The sequence below is a fragment of the Verrucomicrobiota bacterium genome, assembly GCA_027622555.1.
In the GTDB taxonomy this organism is placed as follows: domain Bacteria; phylum Verrucomicrobiota; class Verrucomicrobiia; order Opitutales; family UBA2995; genus UBA2995.
In genome coordinates this window covers 35632-46290 of record JAQBYJ010000035.1, presented here as the reverse complement: position 1 = coordinate 46290, position 10659 = coordinate 35632, and the positions used below count along the sequence as shown (strand labels likewise).

Genomic DNA, 10659 nt, shown 5'->3' with positions numbered 1-10659 from the left:
AATACTGGTTTTCCAAAACTTTATCATGCGCATTTTACGGACAACCAGCGGCTTTTCGAACAGGGTCTAACTAGAAATGCCTTGTGTCCATTCGGAGAATCGCACAATTGAATAGGTCTGTCTGTTACCCTATTGCAGTACTACCCACTATGATTTTCTCCGATAAATCTAAAAACTTTAGATTCTTATTTCTAATTGTTTTTCTTACTCCTCTTACTCATTGGGCAAAGACGCCTGAAGTCGGGTTTCCGGATAGCATAAGCTACTACGAGCATATCCGCCCCGTTTTCCAAGCGAAGTGCCAGGGTTGCCACCAGCCTGCACGGTCTAAAGCAGATTATATTCTTACCGACGTTGCCAGTATGATCGCTGGGGGTGAAGGCGGTGAGCCTGTTATCGTGCCACACCAACCGGAACTCAGTTACCTGATTGACCTGGTTACGCTTCAGAAAGGTGATGAACGTCCGGAAATGCCTGAGAAGGATGAACCACTTACTCCTTACGAACTTTCACTGGTTACCAAGTGGATTGAGGAAGGCGCCATAGACGATACTCCTGAGAACGCGAAGCAACGATATGACAGAGATCATCCTCCACAATACGCAGTGCCTCCGGTCCTTACTTCTCTCGATTTTTCTCCAGATGGCGAAATGCTGGCTGTCGCAGGTTTTCATGAAGTGCTCATCCATAAGGCGGATGGTACAGGATTGATAACGCGGCTTGTTGGATTGTCTGAGCGGATTGAAAGTGCTCGTTTTTCTCCTGACGGACAAATGCTGGCCGTGGCCGGTGGACTTCCAGGCCGTATGGGCGAGATCCAGATTTGGGATGTTGCCGAGAGTAAACTTATACGGTCCAAACCGGTGGGTTACGATACCGCCTATGGAGCCAGCTGGTCTCCAGATGGAAACTATCTGGCTTACGGTTTACCGGACAACACGGTTCATGCATTCGATGTTTCCGATGGTGAAGAGATTCTCTTTATGGGCAGTCACAACGATTGGATCCTGGATACGGCTTGGTCCGTGAACGGAGATCATCTTGTGTCGGTTGGCCGAGATATGAGTGCCAAGCTTACGCATGTGGAAACGGAGCGGTTCATCGACAATATTACTTCAATTACACCTGGTGCTCTAAAAGGAGGAATGAACGCCATCGATTCGCATCCCGTGTGGGACCATATCCTGGTAGGTGGTTCTGATGGCATTCCACAAATCTACCGCATGCATCGTGAAACGCATCGAAAGATCGGAGACAACGCCAACCTTATTAGGAAGTATCCGGCCATGATTGGTCGCATTTGGAGCGCTGCCTTTGCACCCGATGGCAAGAGCTTCGCCGCCGTTTCCAGTTTAAACGGCAAAGGGCAGATCAATATCTATAAGTCCGATTACGATGCTAGCATTACTCCAGAACTGAAGGAGCTTTTTGAAACCGCACGAAGAAATCCCGACGGGACAAAAAATATTGAACCTGAGATCGAAGCATTCCACACCAAGGGAGCAGAATTACTCCACTCAATGAATGTGGATTCACCAGTCTTCTCGGTTGCTTTTTCACCCGATGGTAAAACGATCGCTGCAGGAACATCCGATGGGCGTATCCGCTTAATAGATGCGCTGAAAGGAGAGTTACTAAAAACATGGATTCCAGTGCAGGTCACCGATTCCGCTACCCTGGCAAAATCTGAGCTTAAACGTCCCAACAATCCCATCAATTTAAAAAAAGGGAAGGCGAGTGTCGGTTCAAACGTCTTAGCAGATGCTCAACGACTGAGCTCCATTTCCATTTCTCCAGCGACTATCGAATTAACCGGTCCGATGACCTATAACCAGATCCTCGTTACGGGAAAACTGGCATCTGGAGATTCAATAGACCTTACCCGCGAAGTTGAATGGTCGATCAGCCGTTCCGTGGCGACTGTTGATAAGCGGGGTATTATTCGTCCGGACTCTGCTGGCAGCGCGACTCTTACCGCTTCAATTAAAGGAAAGAAGGCCATGGCCAAGGTGAACTCAACCGGTTTTGAAACGACCTACCACCCGGACTTTCTGGTTGATGTAAATCCTATCCTGACCCGACTCGGTTGTAACGCTGGGCTGTGTCACGGGGCCAAGGATGGCAAGGCAGGTTTCAAGCTTAGTTTGCGCGGGTACGACAGCGTGTATGATGTTCGTGCCTTTAGCGACGATCACGCAGCTCGCCGGCTAAACTTCGCCTCCCCGGACGATTCGTTGATGCTTCTTAAATCAACAGGCGCCGTTCCGCACGAGGGAGGTATGGTGACCGAGGTGGGTTCTGATTACTACGAGACTGTTCGTAATTGGATTTCCAATGGCGCCGTTTTGAATACCCAATCTGAAAAGGTAAGCCGGATCGAGCTATTGCCTCAAAACCCCGTTATTCAAACCATCGGGTCCAGCCAGCAGATGCGCATTATTGCGCATTACGCGAATGGATCTCAGCGGGATGTTACTCAGGAATCCTTTATCGAAATTGGAAACATCGAAGTCGCTGAAGCGGACGACTTCGGACTTATTACAACCATTCGCCGAGGCGAGGCACCGATATTGGCCCGTTACGAAGGAGCCTACGCTGCTACCACGGTTACGGTGATGGGTGACCGGACTGGCTTCGTATGGGAAGAACCGGAAACCTGGAATGAAATAGATAAACTCGTTTCTTCCAAATGGAAACGACTGAAGATCTTGCCTTCTGAGTTAACCACTGATTCCGAGTTTATCCGCCGTATCCATCTTGATTTGACCGGGCTGCCACCCAGCTCCGACGAAGTTACAACGTTTCTGGCGGATCAACGTCCTTCGCAAGAAAAACGGGCAGCGGTTATTGATTCGTTAATTGGGTCCCCCGACTTTGTCGACCACTGGAGCAACAAGTGGGCCGACATGCTTCAGGTCAATTCGAAGTTTCTTGGAAAGGAAGGCGCTCAATTATTTCGCGACTGGATTCGTGGCCAGGTCGAAGAAAACAAACCATACGATGATTTTGTTTATTCCATCCTTACTGCGACGGGATCGAATAAAGAAAATCCACCGGCCTCCTACTACAAGATCCTTCGCACACCTGAAGAGTTGGTTGAAAATACCACTCACCTTTTTCTAGCAACGCGCTTCAATTGCAACAAATGCCACGACCACCCATTTGAGAAATGGAATGTGGATAATTATTATCAGACCGCAGCTTTCTTTTCGCAGATCGGATTGGACCGTGATAAAAAGAATGCGGCAAAAGAGGATATCGGCGGAAGCGCCGTCGATAATGCAACACCGCTCTATGAAGTAATTTCGGATATTTTGAAAGGTAGTGTTACCAACATTGTCACCGGAGAAATCGCCGAACCCACCTTCCCGTTTCCAGCTACCCCCAAGACTATTTCTACCAATGCTTTGGGTGATAAAAAATCCTGGGAACCCTCGCGTCGGGAGCAGTTAGCTGCGTGGATAACTGCGGAAGACAATCAATTTTTTGCCAAGAGTTATGCCAACCGAATTTGGGGTTACCTTACCGGCACGGGTATCATCGAACCCATAGACGACATTCGCGCAGGAAACCCACCCACTAATCCCGAGTTACTAAATTACCTGACCGGGTTTTTAATAGATTCCGGATTCAATGTTCGCGCGTTGATAAGCGAGATTTGTAACTCACGCATCTACCAGCTTTCCTTCCGCACAAATTCATTTAACGAGGACGATGAGATCAATTACTCCCACGGTAAAGCTCGTCGACTTCCTGCCGAAGTTATCTTTGATGCTGTCTACTCAGTAACCGGTGCCACACCCAACATTCCAGGAGCCAAGCCGGGTATGCGGGCCGCGCAGCTTGCCGATGCCCAGCTTGATACTCAAAGCGGATTTCTCGCCACCCTGGGACGTCCGTCCCGCGAGTCGGCCTGTGAGTGTGACCGCCAAAACGACGTCCAGCTCGGGGCAGTCATGTCTCTTCTGAGCGGTCCCTCTATTGCAGAGGCAGTTGGCGATCCAAGGAACGCGATTTCAAAATTGGTAAAAACGGAGCCTGACGATCGACAGCTGATCGATAAATTATACCTGCGTGTGCTGAACCGAAATCCCAGCGAAACGGAGATAGAGGTGGTTCAAAACAATTGGAGCCTCATTGAAGATGACCACATTACCCTGGTTGATCAACTCGCTGAAATGGAAAGAGATTGGGTGTATCGAAAGGCCGCATTGGATGCTCAACGTTTTCAAAATATTAGTCACGCGCAATTCGATGTGGATGAGTATACGCCGGAGTACACAGCGAAAAAAGCCACAGCGAAAAAAGAGCGGAACAAACAGATTGCGATCACTGAAAAATCCTTGGCCGACTTTGAGTATAATCAATTGCCATCCAACCAAGCCACTGCATTCGACGCGCTGACCGACGATCGGTTTTTGACACGATGGGATCCATTAGTCCCCGAGAAGGCCGAAGCGAATCCTAAAGGTATCAAGCTCACGATCAATAAAGATGCCTCCCTTCTGGCTTCAGGAGAAATTGGGAAAAATATCGATTATACGTTAACCATTCCTGTTAAGGATAAAACGATCAGCGGGTTCATGCTGGAAGCTTTGGTAGATGATTCGTTACCGGGCTTTGGACCTGGTCTCAATGAAAGCGGAAATTTTGTTCTGTCTGAAATGAGTGTCGATTATCGAAAGGATCCGGAAGCTGCGAAAGGTACCGCTTTAAAGTTTGTTGATGTTACTGCCGACTATACTGAAGAAGGATTTGTTGCAAAAAACGTCATCAACGGCGATCGGGAACGAAACGACAAGGCCTGGGCTATCGGAGGGCAGGAACGACGTCCCCATTGGATTCGTCTGAAACTGGATCAGCCACTGGTCGTAGACGAAGAAGGTCTCCTTTTAACTGTCACCATTGACTGTCGTTATTCTGACGGTGAATTTCCAATTGGAAAGTTTCGCATCTTTACAACCGACTCAACCGACCCTCTGAATTTAGGTTTACCGTCAGGTATATCAGCCATCCTTGGCAAAGCGCCGGAACTTAGACAGGAAGACGAAATTTCCACAATCAACGAATGGTATAAGTATCAGGATCCCGACTACCTGGCCAAACGATTTGAATGGGTAAAAGCGCAAAACCCGTTCCCAGTCGACGAAAAGATGGAATCGCTCAAGATGGCACTTGGGTGGGCCGAACGTCCGGTTCCCGACGCCCCGGCTCTCGTTCAAATGCGTAGCGATGTGCTGTATTCCGTTCAGCAGAATGGCAATCGTCGACTAACCGCAGCCCAGGACCTTGCCTGGGCACTGATCAATAATTCGGCATTCATTTTCAATCATTAAACCAGGATAACACCATGTTCAGAATACCAGGACCAAAAGGAAAAGATCTCTGCGATTCACATCTCGGAATAAACCGCCGCGACTTCCTTCGAGTGGGTGGGGCAGGCATGCTCGGCATGACGCTCAACAATATTCTTCGTGCGCAATCCACATCTACTGGCAGCGCATTCTCCGGGGGACCCGGTTGGGGCAAAGCGAAGTCGGTTATCATGGTTTACCTCCAGGGTGGTCCCAGTCATCTCGACCTATGGGACCCGAAACAGCGTGATTCCGTGCCGGACAATGTGCGGTCCGAGTTTAATAATATTTCCACCAAAATTCCGGGTGTTCAGTTTACGGACATCCTTCCCAATCTGGCTAAGGTGAATGACAAGTTCACTATGATTCGTTCGATGAGTTACACGCCCGATGGGTTGTTTAATCATACTGCCGCTATCTACCAGATCATGACCGGTTATACGACCGATAAGGTCAGTCCTTCCGGTCAGCTGGAGCCTCCTTCTCCTAAAGATTTCCCCAACTTCGGGTCGAACATTACACGCCTTAAACCAACGGATGAACCCATGCTTCCGTTTGTTATGCTTCCTCGTCCGCTTCAGGAATCCAATGTTGTAAACAAGGGAGGCACCGCCGGGTTCCTTGGAAAAGCTTACGATCCATATTATCTCTTCCCGGAAGGAGATGACATGATGCTGGATAAGATGGATGGGATTAAGGTTGATGACCTTCAACTGCGTCCGGACGTATTCTCAGCGAGACTTCGTCGTCGTGCAAACTTACGCGAGGCAATCAATGCGCAGATGCCACTCATCGATAAAGCGGTTGAAGAATATAACATCGACGAATTTTATTCACAGGCTTTGAATCTACTCGTCAGTGGCCGCGCTCGAGACGCATTCGACATCGGGGCCGAACCCGAAAAAATGCGCGATCGCTACGGCCGCAACACTTTCGGTCAAAGTTGTCTTCTTGCACGACGTCTGGTTGAGGCTGGAACGAAAGTGGTCGAGGTTATTTGGCCCAAAGTTGCCAATTCCGATAACCATAGTTGGGATCATCATGTTGGCCTGAGTAAACGCATGAAGAGCCAATCGGGGCCCATGCTTGACCAAGGTCTTAGCGCACTCTTTGAGGACCTGGATGATCGAGGGTTACTGGATGAAACACTGGTAGTCGCCATAGGTGAATTTGGACGCAGTCCGGAAAAAGGAGTTTCAACGTCAGGCAACACGAACAGTTCCGATGGTCGTGATCATTGGCCTTACTGTTATACCAGCGTTATCGGCGGCGCAGGAATCAAGCGCGGATACGTTCATGGCAAATCCGACAAAACAGGATCGGCTCCGACAGAAGATCCGGTTCATCCAACCGAAATATTAGCCACCGTTTACCATGCCATGGGAATTGATCCGGCGACCATTGTGCACAATCACCTCAATCAGCCACGCGAGTTGGTGAAGGCTGAGCGTGTTTCTGCATTGTTCGCTTAGTTGAACTGCTCTTTCCTGAGCCACGGTCTAAACGTCCTCTATTGTACGTTTGTTTTACTATAACTGAGGGCATTGCTCTTGTGTAAGTGGGATCTCTCAGGCTAGATAGTGCCTCGCTGCAAGCTCATCCAACCTATTGGGTGATTCCTGCAAAATGAATCCATCACTAAGGTTGAAATGAAAATCCAAATTATAGGCATCCTTTTATTGTTAAGCAGTTCTGTCTTTGGGAAGTATGAAAAAGCAAAGGAATTGTATGATTTGGGAGTTAAGCAAAACCAGGCGGGTTTCCTTGCTGATGCGAGTGTTTATCTCACTGAAGCGATTGCTGAATATCCCAGGTATGCGGATGCTTTCTATCAAAGAGGAATGAGCTTTTATGGGTTAAATAAAATTGACCACGCCATTCGAGATCTCGATGCAGCTACACAACTGAAAGTTGAAAGCGTTCATGCCTATATAACTCTGATCAATATTTACAGGCAGCAGGAGAAATTTGATATGGCTCTAGCTATAACAGAACGCATTTTAATCCAACTGCCCGACAGCGCTATTGGAGCTTACCATTCTCAGGGAACTATTTACGAAGAAACGAACGAATTTATTATGGCTCTTAATTCCTATCGTAAAGCAGAGAGACTGGCCTTTGGGAAAATGCCGGAATTTGCGGATCAACTCGAAGAACGGATCGCCCGAGTTTTGATTAAAATGAAGCAGGCAAACAGGAAAGCTGGCTCTGAAGTTTACTAACTTCTGAAGCATCGGTTAAGGGCGTCGCCTTGTCTTCAAAAAATCTTTAGATTTGCGAAATGGAAGACGCTGACAAGATCACATCGGTGATGGTGGATACTGTGTCTTTGTAGCGGGTATCTTTTCTGAGCTCCGCCCAATCAGGACTGCTGGAGAATTGCTGCCAATGTTTGTCTCGTTGTACCATATCGGTAAACGCGAGCATATAAACGAGGTTTGGCATAAGCGGGCCAGCTACGGTTTGACCGAAAAACACTGGATGAAGACCCGTATCGCGGAAGATCTGGATTTCTCCACCTTTGTTAAACATCTCCATTTTACGGATACCTTTCATACGGTTGTGGCTTTCGTAAGTCCGCATCTCAAATATTCGATCTTTGTGTCCGACGATCGCAGTAGGCACTTCTACTTCAGTCATTCCAGAGAAGGCTTTCATTAGAGAGGATTCCATTCGATCGTAAAGAGGGTCGGACATTTCCGTGTCCGCCGCCGCTTGATATTCAGGGGTATCCACCAGTTTATCCCACACCGTTAAGAATGATTCAATATTAGCGTGCGGCACCAGCATATAGACCTCCTCGCCATGTGCTCCATACTTGGGCCTGAATACGCCAATGGGGCTACAACCCAGTTTATTCAGGCCAGGAATAACAACATCGCCCAGGAATTTTTCCAGTCTGCCTCGTTTGGCATTGTTCAGCACTTCGAAACGAATGAGTTCGTGGAAGCGTTGTTCACTGGCCTTGTGAGCTTTCCCGTGGAGTAGAGAAGCCGAACCGGCTCCTGCGATAGCGGATGCGGCGAGAAATTTGCGACGATTCATCATATTATGTAAAGGTGAGAAACTGGAATTTTAGAAATTGGGATTGAAACGTGGAAGTTAGATTTTGTCGAGGAAGCTGTTTAAAGCATCGAGAAATAGTTTTGGTTGATCGCGGTGAACACTGTGGCCTGCATCTTTGACATGAACGAGCTGACCTTCTTTGAGGAGTGCGGCTACTTCTTTATTTTTCTCTCTCAGCTCCCCTTGGTCATCCGCTTTTAATATTAGGGTAGGGCAGTTCGTTTTGGCAAAGAGTTCGCTCATGCTTGGTCTATCGTCGGGACTTCGGTAAGCCGTGTTCGGATGGTAAAGCTGTTTCGATAATGCCCAGAAATGGAGCTCTAGAAAACTGAAATGTGGGTTGCGTGCTTTTTGACCATCGAACAATGCTTCATAGCTGGTGTTGTTGCGTGCAAGAATGTCAGCTACTCTTTTCTCGACGCCTGCATTTCGGTCTGTCGGTTCTGTTGTCGGACTGGATACGAGTCGAGGGTCTACAAGAATTGAGGCCTTTGGGATTTCGGGGTGGCGGGCTGAAAACCAAGCTACGGATGAGCTACCCATCGAGTGACCCATAAGGATCGGCTTTTGAAGTTTTAACGCTTTGATCAAGTTGGAAAGATCTTCAACCTGAATGTCCGCAGGTTCAGACTGTGAAGGCGGATCGGTTAATCCGAATCCACGTGCATCAGGAAGAATGATATCGTATTTGTGCTCAAGTTCTTTGGCTATGGCCGTCCAACAAAGACCATCGTCCGAGTAACCATGCAGCATCATTAAGGGAGGCTTCTCTCCGCCGGTGCGCCAATAGTGCATGCGAATATTGTTTGCTACGACCCAGCCTTCAGTCCAGTGGGAGGGGATGTGGGGGTCAATTGCAGCGACTGGTCTGGTCGAGAAAATGGTCAGTGCAATTACGAGAGCAAGAAATCGATTCATCATATTGTGACTGACAATAATAGTTGTCATGACCTTGGCGAGCACCGAGTATTTCATCCGAGTTTTGCTCCTGGAATCGGACTATCACATTACGCAGGATGAGCGGTTCCGATCAAAATAACCAATTCATTCACAAACCTGGCGAATTCAATATGAGAACAATTCTAACCATTTTATTTGTCCTTTCAGGAGCAGTCTTAAACGCCAACTTCGAAGCTCTGACCGAATTTCAGAAAAACATCATCCAGGAGGAAGAAACGGGTAGCAATGTGGCGATGGTGTTCAAGGATGAGCAGGTCGTTTACTTTCATGCACAAAACTCCTCAAAACCTGGCGATAAAGATGTAACGCAGCATAGCATTTTTCCCATTTGGTCCATGTCCAAGCCAATCACCATCGTTGCGATGATGACCTTGTATGAAAAAGGATTGTTAGATTTCGAGGATCCGGTGTCGAAGTACATTCCGCAGTTTGCCGATGTCCCGTGCCTGGGGCCTGATGGTGTCTATGACTGCGTCAATGAACTCAAAATTATTCATCTGATGACTCATCGATCGGGTTATTCTTATCGGGGTGTTCCAGATCACACCGGAACCACCAGCACAATTAAATACAACAATCTGAAAGACTTTGTTGAAGATGTTGCGAAAGTCCCCCTCGCGTTTGAACCGGGAAAAAAGTATTTGTATGGACTGAACCAGGCTATTCTGGGTCGGGTGGTCGAAGTGATAACAGGCGAAACCTTTTATGAGTATCTCAAGAAAACGATCTTCGATCCACTTGAGATGAAGAGTACAAAATTTTATTTAACCGCAGATGAAAGAGCCAACCGTTTTCAGCCTTTGTTTATAAATACTGGTACTTTAAAAGGTTTCACTTTCGAACTGAACGAATTGAGCTATGCCGAAGATAATCACGCCTACTATGGTGGTGAAGGATTGGTTTCAACCATTACGGATTATTCCAAATTCTGTCAGATGCTTTTGAACGGTGGCAGCCTGGAGGGGAAGAAAATCATCACCCCAAAAAGCATTGAAATCATGACCAAAAAACGGTCAGAAGGATATCCGTTCGAAGAGTACGCGGGAACGAATAAACTGGGTTTTTATTATGGCTTTTCCTTGTTCGTTTTAGAGAACCCTGCGATCGATGGTGTCGGTGCTTCCAAAGGCATATACGGCTGGTCCGGTTATCATAACACTCACTTCTGGATCGATCCTGAGAAAAACATGTTTGGGCTTTTCATGAGTCGCGCCCGAGGTGTGAGTCCAGGTTTTCAGAAACGGCTTCGGGAAGCAGTGTATAGTTCGCTAGAATAAAG

General features: G+C 47.7%; 6 protein-coding genes. 4 read left to right on the top strand and 2 right to left on the bottom strand.

The features are described from left to right. The first annotated feature begins 149 nt into the window (after positions 1–149). From O3C43_11265 to O3C43_11255, 3 genes are all read left to right on the top strand, one after another. Positions 150–5336 (top strand): DUF1549 domain-containing protein, encoded by a 5187-nt coding sequence (locus tag O3C43_11265; GenBank protein ID MDA1067072.1) that lies wholly within the window; start codon positions 150–152, stop codon positions 5334–5336. Positions 5337–5350: 14 nt separating this feature from the next. Continuing rightward, on the top strand, positions 5351–6826 hold the full coding sequence (locus O3C43_11260) for a DUF1501 domain-containing protein (protein ID MDA1067071.1): 1476 nt from the start codon (positions 5351–5353) through the stop codon (positions 6824–6826). Positions 6827–7003: 177 nt separating this feature from the next. Then, entirely contained in the window at positions 7004–7576 is a 573-nt protein-coding gene (locus tag O3C43_11255; protein MDA1067070.1) for a hypothetical protein, read from the top strand. Positions 7577–7622: 46 nt separating this feature from the next. Here O3C43_11255 and O3C43_11250 read toward each other — a convergent pair whose 3' ends face one another. Further along, on the bottom strand, positions 7623–8402 hold the full coding sequence (locus O3C43_11250) for an NIPSNAP family protein (GenBank protein MDA1067069.1): 780 nt from the start codon (positions 8400–8402) through the stop codon (positions 7623–7625). Between the two features lie 54 nt (positions 8403–8456). Continuing rightward, complete coding sequence (locus O3C43_11245) at positions 8457–9395, bottom strand: alpha/beta hydrolase (protein MDA1067068.1); 939 nt, start codon at positions 9393–9395, stop codon at positions 8457–8459. Between the two features lie 95 nt (positions 9396–9490). On the opposite strand from O3C43_11245, the gene O3C43_11240 reads away from it, so the two are divergent. Beyond that, positions 9491–10657, top strand: a complete 1167-nt coding sequence (locus O3C43_11240; protein MDA1067067.1) for a serine hydrolase — start codon at positions 9491–9493, stop codon at positions 10655–10657. Positions 10658–10659: the final 2 nt, after the last annotated feature.

What these genes read in the sequence shown, in the direction of transcription:
- O3C43_11255 (MDA1067070.1), top strand. Translation starts at nt 7,004, where the DNA reads ATGAAAATCCAAATTATAGGCATCCTTTTATTGTTAAGCAGTTCTGTC.
- O3C43_11260 (MDA1067071.1), top strand. Translation starts at nt 5,351, where the DNA reads ATGTTCAGAATACCAGGACCAAAAGGAAAAGATCTCTGCGATTCACAT.
- O3C43_11240 (MDA1067067.1), top strand. Translation starts at nt 9,491, where the DNA reads ATGAGAACAATTCTAACCATTTTATTTGTCCTTTCAGGAGCAGTCTTA.
- O3C43_11265 (MDA1067072.1), top strand. Translation starts at nt 150, where the DNA reads ATGATTTTCTCCGATAAATCTAAAAACTTTAGATTCTTATTTCTAATT.
- O3C43_11245 (MDA1067068.1), bottom strand. Translation starts at nt 9,395, where the DNA reads ATGAAATACTCGGTGCTCGCCAAGGTCATGACAACTATTATTGTCAGT.
- O3C43_11250 (MDA1067069.1), bottom strand. Translation starts at nt 8,402, where the DNA reads ATGATGAATCGTCGCAAATTTCTCGCCGCATCCGCTATCGCAGGAGCC.